Here is a 16,086-nt window from a genome sequence, read left to right as displayed (position 1 = left end):
GGGTAAGAACGGGTGGATGGCGCCTCAGCGGAGGGGCAGGGTGACCGTGAAGGCGGTCCGCGCTTCGTCCGAGACGACGCGGACCGTGCCGCCCTCGGCCTCCACGACGGCGCGGACGATCGCCAGGCCCAGCCCGCTCGTGCCGTGCTCCCGAGAGCGTGATGCCGCCCCGCGGGTGAACCGGTCGAACAGCGTCGGCAGCGCCTCGGCGGGGATCGGCGGGCCGTCGTTGGCGACGACGAAGTGCACCGCGCCCGCGGCTCGGCGGAGGGACACCACGACCGCGGTCCCGGCGGGCGTGTGGGTCCGGGCGTTCGTCAGCAGGTTCGTGACCACACGGCGGAGTGCCCCGGCATCACCGTCGATCACGACGGGGTCGTCGTCGACCTGCAGCGTCCAGCGGTGGCCGGGGGCGGTGGTGCGGGCGTCCATCGTCGCCTCGACGACGATCGACGTCAGGTCCACCGGTTCGGCGGTCCTGGACGTGGTCGAGCCGGCAGTGGTCGGGCCTGCCGCGACCGCAGCGGCGTCGAGCCGGGCCAGCAGCAGGAGCTCCTCGACCAGGTCGCCCATCCGGCGGGCTTCGGTGCCGATCCGGTCGACGTTCCGCCGGACCTCGGCGGGGTCGTCGGTGCGCCCGGTCAGCTCGGCGTAGGCGCGGACGGTGGCGATCGGGGTGCGGAGCTCGTGGGAGGCGTCGGCGACGAAGGTCCGCATGCCGGCCTCGGCGTCGCGGCGGACGGTCAGGGCACGGGCGACGTGGCCGAGCAGCCGGTTGAGTGCGGTGCCGACCTGGCCGACCTCGCGACTGGCGGCGAGGTCGGCGTCCGCGACCCGGGCGGGGATGTCTGGTTCGCCCCGGTCGAGGTCGAGGGTGGTGACGCTCGACGCCACCGCGGCGACGTGCTCGAGCGGCCGCAGGGACCGGCGGACGAGCAGTGCGCCGGCCCAGCAGGCGACGAGCAGTCCGACGAGGGTGACCGCCGCGATGACGAGCAGCAGACGACCGATCGACGCGTCGAGGTCATCGAGCGGCAGCGCCGTGACGAAGACGTCCCCGTCCGAGCCGACGGCCTGCGCGCGGAAGGCCCCGAGGCTGCCGAGACCGGTCGTGACCGGTTGTCCGGTTGGGTCCAACGCGGCGAGGGTCCGCTGCTGCGCCGCGGTCAGGGTGTGCTGGCGTCCTCGCGCGTCGGTGTAGCCACCGAGGACCACGTCGCCGTCCCGGTAGATCGCGATCACCGTGCCCGCGGACTGCCCGGGAGCGCCGATGAACGTGTTGTCGGGATCGGGCGCAGCCGACGACGAGCCCGACGAAGACGAGGACCCAGACGACGACGATCCCGACGACGACCCGGACGGCGAACCGGTCGGCATCCCACCGGGCGGCCCACCGACCACCCGGCTCGCGGCCGTCGCGAGCTCGGCGTCGAGCCGCCCGACCAGGTACCCGCGGTACGCGACGACGGTCACCGCCCCGACGACGACGTTCGTCGCGACGAGCAACAGGGCGACGGCGGCGACGATCCGCCACCGCAGCGACGGCACCCGCCCGCTCCGACGGCTCACGGGGACGGCCGGAGCACGTACCCGGCTCCGCGGACGGTGTGGATCAGCGGCTCGCGTCCGGCGTCGACCTTCTTCCGCAGGTACGACACGTACATGTCCACGAGGTTCGACGACGACCCGAAGTCCATGCCCCACACGTGTGCCAGCAGGTGTTCGCGCGACAACACCCGGTTGGCGTTCCGGGCCAGGTGCCGCAGCAGTTCGTACTCGGTGGGGGTGAGGTCGATCGGGTCGTCCCCGCGGCTGACGGTGCGGGTCTCCTCGTCGAGCCGGAGGTCACCGACCACGACGCCGGTGTCCGCCGCCGTGCTCGCCGCGACCCGGGCCGAGGTCCGGGCGAGGATCCGAGCCCGGGCGACGAGTTCGTCGATCCCGAACGGCTTCGTCAGGTAGTCGTCCCCGCCGCGGGTGAGTCCCGCGAGCCGGTCCTCGGCGGCGTCCCGGGCGGTGAGGAACAGCACCCGGACGTCGTCGCGGGCATCCCGGAGTCGGTCGAGCACGGCGAAGCCGTCGATGTCCGGCAGCATCACGTCGAGGACGATGACGTCGGGCTGGCCCGCGCGGGCGGCGAAGAGCACGTCCCGTCCGCGGTGGACGGTCTGCACGGCCCACCCGTCGGCGGCGAACGCCAGCCCGACCGCCTCGGCCAGGGCGTGTTCGTCGTCGACGACGAGGACACGGACGGGGGTGCCGTCGGTCCGTGCGAGCGGGGTGCCTGCCACGGGGGCGAGCCTACCCACGGTCCCGTCCGCGTCCTGGTCGTCGTGCACGTGCGTCTACCCTCCAGCGCCGAGGTCGTAGACGGTCTGCCCGCCGACGGTCGTCGCGTCGTAGTTCGCCGCGACCCACTCCGCGATGGCGCTCGCGGTGGACGAGCCGCCGCCCATGCCGCCGCCGGTGCCGCCGCCGGTTCCCGAGGCGATGTAGTAGCCGATCCTGCCCGCCGCCACGTCCGCCTGGAACTCCGCCAGGGTCGGGGTGGGGTCGCTCGACCAGCCGCCGATCGCCATCACGGCGGTGTCGGTGTCGAGTTCGAGCTGTGCGGCGGACTGCGAGCCGCCGACCGCGGCGGACCAGGTGGTGTCGGTCGATCGGAGCAGCTCCTCGAGCGCCGAGGACGTCGAGGCGCCGCCGCCCATGCCGCCACCGGTCCGGGAGCCGCCGTCGCTGCTGTCGGACGGGAGGCTCGTCCCCGACCCCGACGCGTTGGTCCCGTCCCCGGTGGTCCCGTCTTCCGTGGTCCCACCCGGCATCGCCGGCGGCTGGCCGCCGTCGGCGCCGGACGGCGGTGTCCCGCCGGGACCGCCCTGTGTGCCGGAGTCGCCGCTGTCGGAGCTGTCGTCCCCGGTGCCGGCGGCCGATCCGCCGGGGCCGTTCGTGCCTCCCGGCATGCCGCCCATGCCACCCGAGGTGCCGGCCGGACCGACGCTCGGGATCGAACCGGAGTGCCCGACCGTGGTGGTGACGACCGCGTAGGCGGTGGTGCCGGTGAGGCCGCAGAGCGTACCGACGAGGACGCCGACGGCGACGAGGCGACGCAGTTGCGGGACGCTGCCGATCACGATGAGCGCGGCCGAGAGCAGGCCGCCGGCGAGCACCAGCCACCGCAGCCAGGGCAGCCAGTCCGGGTTCTCGTTGAGCAGGCACCAGCTCCAGGCCGCGGTCGCACCGGTCATCGCGGCGAGGCCCAGGCGCCCGGTCGTGCGGTGTCGGGCGTGCCAGAGCAGGGCACCACCGGTCCCGACCAGTCCGGCGATCGCCGGGGTGAGCGCGACCGTGTAGTACGGGTGGATCGTGCCGGACATGTACGAGAAGACCAGCCCGGTGACGAGCAGCCAGCCGCCCCAGAGGACGAGTCCGGCGCGGGCCGGGTCGGCGAGGCGGCGCCGGCCGACGACGACCAGGCCGAGCACGAGGGCGATGAGTGCGGCCGGCAGGAGCCACGAGATCTCGAGGCCCATCTCGGACGAGAACAGCCGGTCGAGTCCGGTCGCGCCGCCGAAGGACGACCCCGCGGTGCCGCCGGTCGCGCCGCCGCCTCCGCCGTTGCCCGAGCCGCCGAAGATCCGGCCGAGCCCGTTGTACCCGAAGACCAGGTCGAGCACCGTGTCGTTCGTCGACCCGCCGATGTACGGTCGGGCGTCCGCCGGCCACAGTGCGACGGCGAGGACCCACCAGCCGGCCGCGACGACGAGCGAGACCGCGGCGATGAGCAGCCCGACGATGCGTCGCGGCCACGAGGTCCGGGCAGCGACGAGGTACACCAGGCCGAACGCCGGCAGCACGAGCAGCCCCTGCAGCATCTTCGTCAGGAACGCGAACCCGAGCGCGACCCCGGCCAGGGCGAGCCACCGCCAGCTGCCCCGCGGCAGGGCACGCACGGTCGCGTACGCCCCGGCGGTCATGAGGAACACGAGCAGGGCGTCCGGGTTGTCGAAGCGGAACATCAGCGCCGCCGCCGGGGTGGCTGCGACGACGAGGCCCGCGAGCAGCCCGCCGACCCCCGCCGTGGTCGATCCCAGCCGCGCCAGGGTCCGGCGGACCGTGCCCCAGACCAGTGCGACGGTCCCGACGGCCATCAGCGCCTGGGGGAGCAGCAGGCTGGTGCTCGAGAAGCCGAACAGCCGCGCGGACAGCACCATCACCCACAGCGACGCCGGGGGCTTGTCGACCGTGATGAAGTTCGACGGGTCGAGCGAGCCGAAGAAGAACGCCGTCCACGACTTCGTGCCGGCCTGCACGGCGGCGGCGTAGAAGCTGTTGGCGTAGCCGGAGACGCTGAGGTCCCAGAGGTACAGCACGGCGGTCAGGGCGAGGAGTGCCCAGAACGCCGGCCGGAGCCAGCGGGCGTCCTCGCGCTCGCCGAGGAACAGGCGAGTGAGGGGCGGGCGACGCCGGACCGGCGCGTCACTGCGCGCGCGGTCGCGACGATCGGTCACGGGTACCGGGTAGGTGGTCATGGCAGCGAGCATCGCGGTCGGGGGTCGACCCGGCCGATGGGTCTGCTGTGGACCGCCTAAGACCGGCGGTCAGGCGGTGGGCGTGCCGCCCGCGGTCGCGGCGTCCCGTCGGACCCGGCGACGGGCCTCCCGGAGGCTCGAACGCTGCATCCGCATCGAGGGCCAGCCCGCCGCACGTGCGTGCGCCGCGAGTCCCTGGTCCGGGTTGACCACCACCGGGTTCCCGACGAGCGAGAGCAGCGGGATGTCGTGGCGTGAGTCGGAGTACGCCCAGCACACGGCCGGGTCGGCACCGGTCTCGCTGAGCAGGCGACGCGCGGCCACGGCCTTGTGCTCGCCGTGCAGGAACGCGCCCTCGAGCCGGCCCGTGTAGGCGCCGTCGCTGGTCTCGAAGACGCTGCCGAGCGCGCCGGTGAGGCCGAGGCTGCGGGCGATGACCTCGGCCAGGAAGGTCGGCGTCGCGGTGACGAGCCACACCTGGTGGCCCTTCGCCAGGTGCTCCTGTGCCAGGGCGGCGGTCTCCGGCCACACGGTCGCGGCGGTGTGGCGGACGTAGACGTCGTCGGAGAGCTTCGCCATGTCGGCGACGGTGATGCCGGTGATGACCTCGAGCCCGCGGGTCTGGGCAGAGGCAAGGTGCCGGTCGTTCTCGCCCCGCACCTTGAACCGGGCGTGCTTCCACCCTGCACTGAGGATGTCCCGCGTGGTGATGAGCCCGGCGGCACGGAGTCCGCGCACCAGGTGGAACGCGCTCGCGCCGTGGATCAGGGTGTTGTCCACGTCGAAGAACGCGAGGACCGGGGTACCCGCCTGCTCGACCGTCATCGGCCCAGGCTAGGCGCTCCCCCTGACCCCTCCGCGAGACGCAACGTCGGCGACGCTCCGCAACGGGACACCGCTGCGAGATGCCGCCGACGTTGCGGGTTGCGGGAGGGGTCAGGCGTAGCGGCGGGCTGCGCGCAGGGCCGCATCCGTGTACGAGCCGCCGAACAGCAGCACGTGCAACAGCAGCGGTGCCAGCTGGTGCAGCTCGACGCGCTCCTGCCACCCGGCCGCCAGGCGCGACTCGGCGTCGTACGCGGCCAGGACGGTCTCGAGCCGGGGCAGCCCGAACAGTGCGAGCAGCGCCAGGTCCGTCTCGGCGTGCCCACCGTGCGGGTTCGCGTCGATGAGCACCGCTCCGGTCGGCTCGGACCGGTCCCTGGGCCACAGCACGTTGCCGGCCCAGAGGTCCCCGTGCAGTCGGGCCGGGCCGTCACCGACCAGTGCGGGCTGCGGGGAGCCGAGCGTGCCGTCCTCCAGCCGGTCGCAGACGCGCTCGAACACGGCGGCCTCGGACCCGTCGTAGCCGCCCGCGTCGACGATGCGCTGCACGTAGTCGCGGATCCGGTACTCGGCGAAGAACTCGCCCCAGCTGTCGGGCGCCTCGGCAGCGGGCACGAACGGCGTCCGCGAGCGCCCCATCCGCAGCGGCCCGTTCGCGGGGAACCCGGGCGACGGCGCTCCCCAGTGCGACGCCCCGGCAGCGTGGGTGTGGGCGAGCGAACGACCGAAGCGCTCCGCCTGTGCCGCCGACGGTGCTGCGTCGGAGATGAACTCGAGCTCGAACACCGTCGGACGTGGGCGCGCCACGACCCGGGCGATGCGGGTGCCGCCGGCGTCCTCGGCCTCGGCGAGCCACTCCAGTCCGGCCGCCTCGGCAGCGGCCTCGTCCGGGCTGGTGAAGGTCTTGACGTAGGTCTCCGACATCACCCCATCCTGCCCGCGCACGCCCGACGAGCGCTCACCGCGCTCACCGCGCACGCCTCACACCGCGTCGACCAGCGCCCGCGCCAACGGGTGCCACGCCCGCGACGACGGCCCCGACAGCACCAGGGTCCGCTCGTACCGCGGCGCCACCGGCAGCATCACGAGCCCCGCGGGCAGCATCACGCGGCCGAGGGTCGGCACGATCGACACCCCTTCGCCACGCTCGATCATGCCGAACATCGTGCTCATCTCCCGCACCCGATGGGCGTACCGGAAGGGCTGCCCCGCGAGCTCGTGCATCCGCTGGATCTGGTGCTCGCAGCCCCCGCCGCCGGCGACCAGGCCGTCGTCGTGCAGGTCGTCGAGCGTCAACGCCTCGGCATCGGCGAGCGGGTGGTCGCGTCGCACCACGGCGGCCATCTCGTCCCTCGCCACGACGACCCCGCCGTCCGGCACCGTGACCGGGTCGACGAGCACCGCGGCGTCGACCGTCCCGACCTCGAGCCACTCCGGCATCTCGTCGTCGTCGCCCTCGTAGACCTGCACGTCGACGTCCGGCAGCGTCACCGACCAGAGTTCCCGGAGGCGCGGGAGCAGTCCCTGGCACACGGTCGGCACCGCGGCGAGGCGCACGGTGCCGCGGGCCGTGGCGGGCCGGACCACGGCCTCCAGGGCGTCGACGGAGGCGAGCACGCTGCGGGCGTGGGCCAGCAGCCGCTCGCCCAGCGGGGTCGGGACGGTCGCGGAGCCGCGGCGGACGACGGGGCCGCCGACCTCGCGCTCGAGTCCGGCGACGGCGTGCGAGACGGCGGACTGGCCGACCCCGAGGGCGACGGCCGCCGTGGTGAACGAGCCGGCGTCGACGGTCGCGACGAAGGCGCGGAGCTGGGGGAGCGAGACGGTCATGCGTCTCCTTCATGTCGGCATGAGGTCCATGCGTTTGCCGCATGTGCGTGGTGTGCCGAGACTAGGCCACATGAACGCCGTCCTCTACGTGCTCGTCGCCCTGACCTGGGGATCGAGCTTCTTCTTCGCGAAGATCGGGCTCGACGGCCTGGCCCCCCAGCAGGTCGCCACCGTCCGCACCGTGCTCGGTGCGCTGACGCTCGTCGTGGTGCTCGTCGTCACGCGGCGTCGCTGGCCGCGGGAGAAGCGGGTCTGGGGGCACCTGCTCGTCGTCGCGGTGTTCCTCAACGCCGTCCCGTCGTCGCTGATGGCGTGGGCGGAGCAGACCGTGCCGTCGGGCCTCGCGAGCATCTACAACGCGACGACGCCGATCATGACGCTGCTCGCGTTGGCCGTGCTGGTCCCCACCGAACGGCTGAGCCGTCGGCAGGTGGCCGGGATCGTCCTCGGCATCGTCGGGGTGCTGGTCCTGGTCGGGCCGTGGGACGTCCTCGGCGACCCGGAGGTCCTGGCGAGCGTCCCCGGCCAGGTCGCGCTGCTCGGCATGACCGCCTCGTACGGCATCGGCCTCGCGTGGCTCCGCCGCTTCGGCGTCGGCGGCGGGTACGACCCGACCACCGTCGCGACGGTGCAGCTCACCCTGGCGGCCGGGCTGATGCTGGTGGTCGCGCCCGTCGTCGCCACCGGTCCGGTGCAGCTGGACTGGAGGATCGTGGGCGCCATGGTCGCGCTGGGTGCCGTGGGCACGGGGCTGGCCTACGCGTGGAACACCCGGCTGGTCGGTGCGTGGGGCGCGGGCCGGGCCTCCACGGTGACCTACCTGACGCCGGTCGTCGGGGTCGCGCTCGGCGTCCTCGTGCTCGGTGAGCCGCTGCGGTGGAACGAGCCCGTGGGCGGGCTGGTCGTGCTCGCCGGGATCGCCTTGGCCTCCGGGCTGCTCGGGGCGCGGCGGCGACGGGTCGCGGCCTCGACGGTGTGACCGGCGGCACCGCCCGGCCCGTACGCTGGCCGGGTGCCCGACGCCCCGACCACCTCGACGGTCCGCCTGCTCTTCGCGTCCTCGCACCCCGGCCCGACCGTCACCGTCACCGTCCTCGCCGCGGTCATCGCCACCGCGGTCGGGCACCCGTTCTGGGTCGTGCTGCTCGTGGCGCTCGCCGTGGTCGCCGGTCAGCTGTCGATCGGGCTCGCGAACGACTGGATCGACGCCGACCGTGACCGTGCGGTGGGGCGGAGCGACAAGCCGGTCGCCCGTGGCCTGATCGCCGTCGGCACCGTCCGGACCGCCGCGTTCGTGACCGCCGGGGTCGCCGTCGTCCTCTCGCTGTTCCTCGGCCCGGTCGCCGCCGTCGCCCACGTCGTCCTCGTCGCGGCCGGCTGGGCCTACGACGCCGGACTGAAGCGGTCCGTCGCCTCGGTCGTGCCGTTCGTCGTGGCGTTCGGACTGCTGCCGGTCGTCGCGGTCGCCGCAGGCCCCGACGGTGGGTGGCCGGCGACGTGGGCGATCGCCACCGGAGCGGTGTTCGGCATCGCGATCCACTGCACCAACGTCCTGCCCGACCTGGTCGACGACGCGGCCACCGGGGTCCGGGGCTTCCCGCACCGCCTCGGACTGCACGCCTCCGGGATCGTGGCGTTCGGCTCGCTCGTCGTCGCTGCCGTCCTGGTGCTCGTCGGGCAGATCGGTGGCGACGACCCGGTCCGTGGTGTCGGGGCGGTGCTCGCGGTCCTCGGTGCCGTCGTGGTGGTCGTCCTCGCGGTGGTCGGGGTCCGGCTCGTGCTCACCGGCCCGCCGACGCGCACGCTGTTCCGGCTCGTCATCGCGTCGTCGCTCGTGCTCGTCGTCGAGCTCGGGTTCGCCGGAGCAGCCCTCGTGGCCTGAGTCCCGCTCGGGTGCGCCGCTACAGTGCACCATGACCGAAACCACGCCCACCTCCCTCCTGCTCCGGCTCGGGGTGTTGGCCGTCTCCCGGAAGGCCGACGAACGTCGCCTGCCGATCCACCCCGCCCACCTCGGGCGCATCGACCCGGACCTCCGAGCGCAGATGGTCCTGGAACGTGGGTACGGGGACCGGTTCGGTGTGCCCGACGCCGACCTCGAGCCGCTCGTCGCCGGCATGGCCACGCGCGACGAGATCATCGCCACCGCCGACGTGGTGCTCCTGCCGAAGCCGCTCGCCGCCGACCTCGCCGACCTCCGCGACGGGCAGGTGCTCTGGGGGTGGCCGCACTGCGTGCAGGACCAGGAGCTGACGCAGCTCGCGATCGACAAGCGGCTCACCCTGATCGCCTGGGAGGCCATGAACCACTGGCGCGAGGACGGCGGCTTCAGCCTGCACGTGTTCCACAAGAACAACGAGCTCGCCGGGTACTGCTCGGTGCTGCACGGCCTGCAGCTCTGCGGCTCGACGGGGGACTACGGCCGTCGCCTGACCGCCGTCGTGATCGGCTTCGGTGCCACGGCTCGTGGGGCCGTCACGGCGTTGAACGCGCACGGGGTCCACGACGTCCGCGTCCTGACGAACCGGGACATCGCGGCGGTCGGGTCGCCGATCCCGTCGGTCGACATCCTGCAGTTCGAGCACGACGACCACGAGCCCTTCGCGAGCACGGTCCGGACGCCCGACGGCCCGGTGCCGCTGGCGCCCTACCTGGCCGAGAACGACATCGTCGTGAACTGCACGCTGCAGGACCCGAACGCGCCGCTGACCTACCTGCGGACCGAGGACCTCGACGCCTTCCGTCCCGGCAGCCTCATCGTGGACGTGTCGATCGACGAGGGCATGGGCTTCGACTGGGCACGCTCGACGTCCTTCGCCGAACCGATGGTCACGGTCGGCGACTCGACGAACTACTACGCCGTCGACCACAGCCCGTCACTGCTCTGGAACTCGTCGACGTGGGAGATCAGCGAGGCGCTGATGCCGTTCCTCCGGACCGTGATGTCGGGGCCGTCGGCCTGGGCCGAGTCCGACACGATCCGCCGGGCGATCGAGATCGAGGACGGGCAGGTCCGCAACGACGCGATCCTGGCGTTCCAGGGTCGTGCGACCGAGTACCCGCACGCGGTCACCGCCTGACGAGGCGACCGGAACGGCGTCTGGCCGAGACACGTCGGTCGGCCCGAGACGCCGCCGAATCCTGCGGCGTCCTGGGCGCTCGGCGGCGTCCTGCACAGTCGGGCCCGTCTCGATGAGCCGCCCGTCCGTCCGTCTGTCCGACCGGACCGACTACGCCCACGCCATCGCGTAGAGCCGGGCGAGCGCACCCGAGGTCGGGAGGGCCAGGACGGACCGGAGCAGCGCCTCCCGGCCGACACCGACCGCGTCCGGGACGGCACGTCCGAGGGCCATGTTCGCCTCGGCCTGCCGACCCGCTCGACGGGCGGCGGCCTGTCGGCGCCGTGCGTAGGACGGCCACGGTCCGGCCGCACCGGTGCGCACCGCGTCGCTGAGCAGGGGCGCGAGGTCCGCCGCGTCCAGCCAACCGAGGTTCATGCCCTGCCCGCCGATCGGGCTGATCTCGTGGGCCGCGTCGCCGACCAGGACGACGCGTCCCACGCCGATGCGGTCGGCGGTCCGCCGGCGGACACGGAACCCGCTGAGCATCGAGCAGGTGGCCGGGTCGGGTGCGACGCCGGTGCGGTCGCGGACGATCGCGGCCAGCCGGGAGGCCCGACCCGCCTCCGGTGCGTCGGCTGCGGTGGTCGGGGCGGACTCGTCGACGAGCGGGTCGTCGTCCGGGAGGAGCGCGACGTAGCGGCGGCGGCCGCGCGGGAGGGGGAAGGACTCGACGACCCCGGCCGATCCGACGTCGACGAGTGCGGTCGCCCGGGCATCGGCGTCCTCGGGGTCCGCGAAGTCGCCCATCACGTAGCGGTCGGGGTAGTCGCGGCCGGTCGTGCCGATGCCGAGCAGGTCCCGGACGACGCTGCGGGCGCCGTCGGCACCGATCACGAACGAGGCCCGGACGCTGACCGTCCGGCCGTCCCGGTCGGTACCGGTCGCGTCGACGTGGCCGGTGTGGCGGGCGAGATCGACGAGTGCGGTGCCGGTCCGGAGGGCCTCGGGCGCGGCGGCGACCAACCGCTCGCGCAGCAGGGTCTCGGTGCGGTGCTGGTCGAGCGTCGCCACGTACGGGTGGGTGTCAGAGGCCCGGTCGAACGACAGCGCGCCGAGCACCCGGCCGCGGCTGCGGGCGACACCGGTGCGGACGAGCACGGCCTCCTCGAGCACCGGACCGGCCAGGCCGACCTCGGCGAACGCGTCGAGCGACGGCGGGTGGATGCCGATGGCGCGGGAGCCGACCGGTTCGGTGGTCCGGCGTTCCCACACCTGGACCGCGGTGCCGCGTGCTGCGAGGAGCGCGCCGAGGAACAGGCCGACCGGTCCGCCGCCGACGACGAGGACGTCCGTGGTGTCCGTGGTCACGGGGCGAGCCTACGCAGGGCCGGGCGTGCGGGCGGTCGGGGTGCGGATCGTGAACGATGGCCGGACCCCCAAAGAGCCCTTTGACGGTCGTGTGGCCCGGCTGCCACGATGCCCTCATGTCCACCGTCGACGAGCTCCGCGCGACCGCCCACGCGCAGGCTGACGGCCCCGGGGTCACCACGGACGCCGAACTCTGGGTCGACCCGGAGACCTGGCGTCGGGTGGTGCAGCACATCGGACAGGCGTCCGCGATCCTGCACGCAGCCGCCCGGCCCCCGCGGACGCCCGGCACGCGTCCGGAGTCCGTCACGGCCGCCCTCTGCCCCCTGCGCCGCTCGTGAGCGCCACGGTCGACCGGTTCGGTCCGCTCCGGTCTGCGCCCTTCCGGTGGCTGCTGGCAGCGCGGACGACGAGCATCCTCGGCAACGCCGTCGTCCCGATCGCCCTGGCGTTCGCAGTGCTCGACCTGACCGGGTCCGCGGCGGACCTGGGCCTCGTCGTGGCGTCCCGCTCGGTCGCGAACGTCGCCGTCCTGCTGTTCGGCGGGGTGATCGCGGACCGGCTGCCGCGGGACGTGGTCCTGGTCGGGACGTCGTTCGCGGCCGCCGTCACGCAGGGCGCCGTGGCAGTGCTCGTCATCACCGGGTCGGCGAGCATCTCGTCGCTCGTGGTGCTGAGCGTCCTGAACGGAGCGGTCGCCGCCGTCAGCCTGCCCGCCGCGGGAGCACTCGTGCCCGACACCGTCCCCGAGACGCAGCTCCGGCCGGCGAACGCCCTGCTCCGCCTCGGCCTCAACGGCGGGAGCATCCTCGGCGCCTCGGCCGGCGCCGGACTGGTCGCGGTGGTCGGACCCGGGTGGGGGCTCGCCGTCGACGCGGCGGGCTTCGCCGTGGCCGGGGTCCTGTTCGGGCGGATGCGACTGCCGCGCGGGGCCGCCGACGCCGGCCGGACGGAGCGCACCTCGGTCGTCGCGGACCTCCGGGAGGGCTGGCGCGAGTTCGTCGGCCGCCGCTGGGTCTGGATCGTGGTGCTGCAGTTCGCCGTGCTCAACGCCGCCTTCGTCGGAGCGACGGCGGTGCTCGGGCCCGTCGTCGCCGACGCGTCGTTCGGCAGGGCGGCGTGGGGCCTCGTCGTCGCCGCGCTGTCGGTCGGACTCGCGGTCGGCGCGGTGGTCGCGCTCCGCTGGCACCCCCGCCACGCGCTCGGCATCGGGGTGGCGCTCATGGTCGTGGCCGCGGTGCCGGTCCTCACCCTGGCGATCCGCCCCTCCGTGCCGGCGCTGATCGTGTCGTTCGCGGTCGCCGGAGCCGCCATCGAGGTCTTCTCGATCGCGTGGGACCAGTCCCTGCAGACGAACGTGCCACGGGACGTCCTGGCCCGCGTCTACTCGTACGACGCCGTCGGGTCGGTCGTCGCCGTGCCGTTCGGCGAGGCACTCGTCGGCCCGCTCGCACACACGGTCGGCACCACGCCGACCCTGCTCGGGTGCGCGGTGCTCATCGTCGTCGCCACCGTGGCGGCCGCGGTGACGCCGAGCGTCCGGCGGGTGACGGTCCTGGAGGCACGACTCGCCTGATCCCGCAGGCTCCGGTCCCGCGTGCGGTCACGCCCGACACCACACCACCCGACACCACACCACCTCACCAGACGGCAGGCCAGCCGCCGCCGCTGACCGGGGCCGTCAGCTCGTAGCGGCGCTGCGCGCGGCGCGGTCCTCGGCGACCAGTCGGCGGGCCTCCCGGGCGCGGGCGCGGAGCTTCTCGACCGGCACCTCGACCGCGTAGGCAGCCCCGATCGACACCACGACAGCGGCAGCGAAGAGCCAGACGTTGCCGAACCAGCCGATCGCGAACGTGCCGAGCAGCGCGATGACCAGCGGGTGCCAGAGGTACGCGGAGTACGACACCCGGCGGCCGAACCAGGCGATCGGGCTCCAGGACAGCGCCCGGGACACCGGAGTCCGCACCGAGACGAGTCCGCCGATCAGCACCGCGGCGAAGAGCCCGGTCACCGGCATGAGCAGGCCGAAGGTCCAGGCGTGCTCGGTCCAGTCGTCGCCGATCCAGAACTGCACCCCGAGCACCACGGCCGCACCGATCCAGGTGCCGACGTGTCCGGCGAGCCCCGCGGCGAACGCCCGGAACCGGTCGTCGTCGAGCAGCAGGGCGAGCAGGCACCCGGTGGCGAGCGGCACGACACCGAGCACGGGGGAGAAGTACACGTCCGGCGTGGACCCGCCGGAGGGGGTGCGGTAGCTCAGCCAGGTCGCGGCGGAGGCGGCGACGATCACCGCGGACAGCCCGATGACGAGTGCGCGACGACGGCGTCCGAGAGCGAGCAGGACCACGAGCACCGGCGGCCAGACCAGGTAGAACTGCTCCTCCATCGACAGGCTCCACGTGTGCGCGAACACGCCCTGCGTGGTGTCCCAGAACGAGCGGTAGAGGTTGCCCGTGTAGGTGAGGGCGATGAACGCGGCCTCGCCCGCCGAGAACGAGGCGCCCTTGTAGTCGCCGACCCAGTTCCAGAGCAGCAGTCCGGCGACGACGAGGGCGACCAGCGCCGGGTAGAGCCGCAGCAGGCGCTTCCACCAGAACGTGCCGAGTCGCACGGTGCCGGTCTTCCGGCGTTCGCGGAGCAGCAGCGTGGTGATCAGGTAGCCGGAGAGCACGAAGAACACGGTGACGCCGATCCACCCGCCCTCGAACTGCGGCACGTGCAGGTGGTACAGGATCACCATGACGATCGCGACGGTGCGCAGGCCGTCGAGGGCCAGGGCGCGGGAGGCGAGGGGTGCGGGCGCGCTCGATTGTGTACTGACGGCTGCGGTCCCCGTCCGGTGGACGGTCGTCGGGGATGGCGCCGGGGCTGCGGTCCGGGTCATCCGGCCAGTGTGCTCCGGCAGTCCATGAACCGGCTCAGTGCTGTCCGGTCCCGGCTGAACGATGGACCACACGACGGACGGGAGGCTCCCCACCGGACCGGTGGGGAGCCTCCCGTCCGTCACGTGGTGACGGCTGTCGTGCGGTGGCGGCTACTCCGCCTTCTGCAGCTGCCAGGGCTCCGGCTCGCGGTCGCCGTTCGGACGGACCGGGCGCACGTCGCCGACGATCGGGATCGAGCGCTTCCGCATGAACCACACGTAGCGGACGAAGAAGTGGGTCAGCGTCGACATCCGGTTGCCGTTGCCGAGCAGGCTGGTGATGTGGACGAACACCCACGCCGCCCACGCGACCGGCCCGACCATGGTGATCCCGCCACGGAGCTGGGCGACCGCGGCGTTCGTGCCGATCGTCGCCATCGTGCCCTTGTCGAAGTACTTGAACCGCTCGGTCGGCTTGCCGGCCAGGAGCCGCTTGATCTGCTCGGCCGCGTGCTTGCCGCCCTGCAGTGCCGGCTGCGCGAGCTGCGCCAGCGCGCTGTCCTGCGCGGCGATGTCACCGGCGGAGAACACGCGCTCGACGCCCTTGACGCTCAGGTCGTCGTTCACCTGGATGCGGCCACCGTGGGTCTGCGGCAGACCCCAGTTGCCGACCTCCTTGTGTGCCGACACACCGGTCGCCCAGATCACCTGGGAGGCCGGGATGACCTCGCCGCCGGCGATCCGGACGCCGTCGGGCATGACCTCTTCGACGCCGGCGTTCAGGCGCAGCACGACACCGCGCTTCCGCAGGATCTTCGCCGCGTACCGGCGCAGGCGCGGAGCGAACGGCTTGAGGAGCTCGCCGCTGCGGTGCACGAGCGTGATCGAGATGTTGCCGCGTTCGATCTCCGGGTACGCGCCGACCAGCGCCTGGTCACGGAGTTCGGCGAGCGCGCCGGCCATCTCGACGCCGGTCGCACCGCCGCCGACGATGACGACGCGGATCTCGTCCGGGCCCTGCTTCGCCGCGGCCTGCTCCAGGCGGGTGAAGAGCTCGTCGCGGATGCGGAGCGCCTGCGAGCGGGAGTACATCGAGTACGCGTACTCGTAGGCGCCGGGCGTCCCGAAGTAGCTGGTGTTCACGCCGTTCGCGAGGATCAGGTAGTCGTACTGCAGGTGTTCGCCGTCGGACATCTCGGCGATCCGCTCGTCGTGCCGGATGCCGGTGAGCAGGCCGTGGCGGAAGTCGGCGTTCGACTGGCGGGCGCGCAGGCTGCGGAGGAAGTAGGTCACGTCGCCGGCGTTCAGGCCGCCGGTCGCCACCTGGTACATGAGCGGCTGGAACATGTTGTAGACGTGGCGGTCGACGAGGGTGACCCGCACCGGAGCGTCCTTCAGCTCACGCATGGCGGCGATCCCGGCGAATCCACCGCCGACGATGACGACGTGCGGGCGGGTGTCCTGCGGCATGGTGAGCTCCGGTTGTCGTGCGGTCTGGGCCACCCAGAAGGGTACGCCGGTCAGGCGTCCCCGCGGTCCACCTCTGCCGACCTCCGGTCTGCATCCAGCCGGGAGGCGCGGGTCGGGTCCGCCGGCAGCGTCCCGCACC

14 protein-coding genes are annotated in these 16,086 nt (G+C 73.5%); 5 read left to right on the top strand and 9 right to left on the bottom strand.

What is annotated here, in order from left to right; genetic code table 11:
• Positions 1 to 24 precede the first annotated feature (24 nt).
• From DEI97_RS13940 to DEI97_RS13915, 6 genes are all read right to left on the bottom strand, one after another.
• Positions 25 to 1,569 (bottom strand): sensor histidine kinase, encoded by a 1,545-nt coding sequence (locus DEI97_RS13940; RefSeq protein WP_284158276.1) that lies wholly within the window; start codon positions 1,567 to 1,569, stop codon positions 25 to 27.
• Positions 1,566 to 2,291 carry a response regulator transcription factor gene (locus tag DEI97_RS13935; RefSeq protein ID WP_111074628.1) on the bottom strand — a complete coding sequence of 242 codons (726 nt, stop codon included), beginning with the start codon at positions 2,289 to 2,291 and terminating at the stop codon, positions 1,566 to 1,568. The genes DEI97_RS13940 and DEI97_RS13935 overlap by 4 nt, the downstream gene beginning before the upstream one ends.
• Before the next feature lie 54 nt (positions 2,292 to 2,345).
• Positions 2,346 to 4,529, bottom strand: coding sequence for a glycosyltransferase family 39 protein (locus DEI97_RS13930; protein ID WP_258376672.1), 2,184 nt, complete (start codon positions 4,527 to 4,529; stop codon positions 2,346 to 2,348).
• A 69-nt stretch (positions 4,530 to 4,598) separates the two neighbouring features.
• Positions 4,599 to 5,354, bottom strand: a complete 756-nt coding sequence (locus DEI97_RS13925; RefSeq protein WP_111074489.1) for an HAD family hydrolase — start codon at positions 5,352 to 5,354, stop codon at positions 4,599 to 4,601.
• 111 nt (positions 5,355 to 5,465) lie between these two features.
• Positions 5,466 to 6,278, bottom strand: coding sequence for a fructosamine kinase family protein (locus DEI97_RS13920; RefSeq protein ID WP_111074490.1), 813 nt, complete (start codon positions 6,276 to 6,278; stop codon positions 5,466 to 5,468).
• A 57-nt stretch (positions 6,279 to 6,335) separates the two neighbouring features.
• Entirely contained in the window at positions 6,336 to 7,184 is an 849-nt protein-coding gene (locus DEI97_RS13915) for a LysR family transcriptional regulator (protein ID WP_111074491.1), read from the bottom strand.
• Between the two features lie 70 nt (positions 7,185 to 7,254).
• Here DEI97_RS13915 and DEI97_RS13910 point away from each other — a divergent pair, with 70 nt between their 5' ends.
• The 3 genes from DEI97_RS13910 to DEI97_RS13900 are packed head-to-tail and all read left to right on the top strand — an operon-like array spanning position 7,255 to position 10,264.
• Positions 7,255 to 8,163 (top strand): DMT family transporter, encoded by a 909-nt coding sequence (locus tag DEI97_RS13910; RefSeq protein WP_111074492.1) that lies wholly within the window; start codon positions 7,255 to 7,257, stop codon positions 8,161 to 8,163.
• A 33-nt stretch (positions 8,164 to 8,196) separates the two neighbouring features.
• Positions 8,197 to 9,066 carry a UbiA family prenyltransferase gene (locus tag DEI97_RS13905; RefSeq protein WP_111074493.1) on the top strand — a complete coding sequence of 290 codons (870 nt, stop codon included), beginning with the start codon at positions 8,197 to 8,199 and terminating at the stop codon, positions 9,064 to 9,066.
• A gap of 31 nt (positions 9,067 to 9,097) precedes the next feature.
• Positions 9,098 to 10,264 (top strand): N(5)-(carboxyethyl)ornithine synthase, encoded by a 1,167-nt coding sequence (locus tag DEI97_RS13900; RefSeq protein ID WP_111074494.1) that lies wholly within the window; start codon positions 9,098 to 9,100, stop codon positions 10,262 to 10,264.
• A 150-nt stretch (positions 10,265 to 10,414) separates the two neighbouring features.
• On the opposite strand, the gene DEI97_RS13895 is transcribed toward DEI97_RS13900, so the two are convergent.
• On the bottom strand, positions 10,415 to 11,614 hold the full coding sequence (locus tag DEI97_RS13895) for an FAD-dependent oxidoreductase (protein WP_111074495.1): 1,200 nt from the start codon (positions 11,612 to 11,614) through the stop codon (positions 10,415 to 10,417).
• 116 nt (positions 11,615 to 11,730) lie between these two features.
• Here DEI97_RS13895 and DEI97_RS13890 point away from each other — a divergent pair, with 116 nt between their 5' ends.
• On the top strand, positions 11,731 to 11,955 hold the full coding sequence (locus tag DEI97_RS13890) for a hypothetical protein (RefSeq protein ID WP_181439200.1): 225 nt from the start codon (positions 11,731 to 11,733) through the stop codon (positions 11,953 to 11,955).
• A complete protein-coding gene (locus tag DEI97_RS13885; protein WP_111074496.1) occupies positions 11,952 to 13,190 on the top strand; it encodes an MFS transporter in 1,239 nt (412 codons plus the stop codon). Before DEI97_RS13890 ends, DEI97_RS13885 begins: the two co-directional genes overlap by 4 nt.
• A gap of 105 nt (positions 13,191 to 13,295) precedes the next feature.
• Here DEI97_RS13885 and DEI97_RS13880 read toward each other — a convergent pair whose 3' ends face one another.
• Together DEI97_RS13880 and DEI97_RS13875 are read right to left on the bottom strand one after the other, a co-directional pair.
• Positions 13,296 to 14,498, bottom strand: a complete 1,203-nt coding sequence (locus tag DEI97_RS13880) for an acyltransferase family protein (RefSeq protein ID WP_111074497.1) — start codon at positions 14,496 to 14,498, stop codon at positions 13,296 to 13,298.
• Between the two features lie 150 nt (positions 14,499 to 14,648).
• Complete coding sequence (locus tag DEI97_RS13875) at positions 14,649 to 15,980, bottom strand: NAD(P)/FAD-dependent oxidoreductase (protein WP_253464423.1); 1,332 nt, start codon at positions 15,978 to 15,980, stop codon at positions 14,649 to 14,651.
• Positions 15,981 to 16,086: the final 106 nt, after the last annotated feature.

Origin of the sequence: Curtobacterium sp. MCLR17_032 (assembly GCF_003234795.2) — a bacterium.
Classification (GTDB): domain Bacteria; phylum Actinomycetota; class Actinomycetes; order Actinomycetales; family Microbacteriaceae; genus Curtobacterium.
The sequence above is the reverse complement of the archived record's forward strand: the minus strand, read 5'-3'. Positions and strand labels throughout refer to the sequence as shown.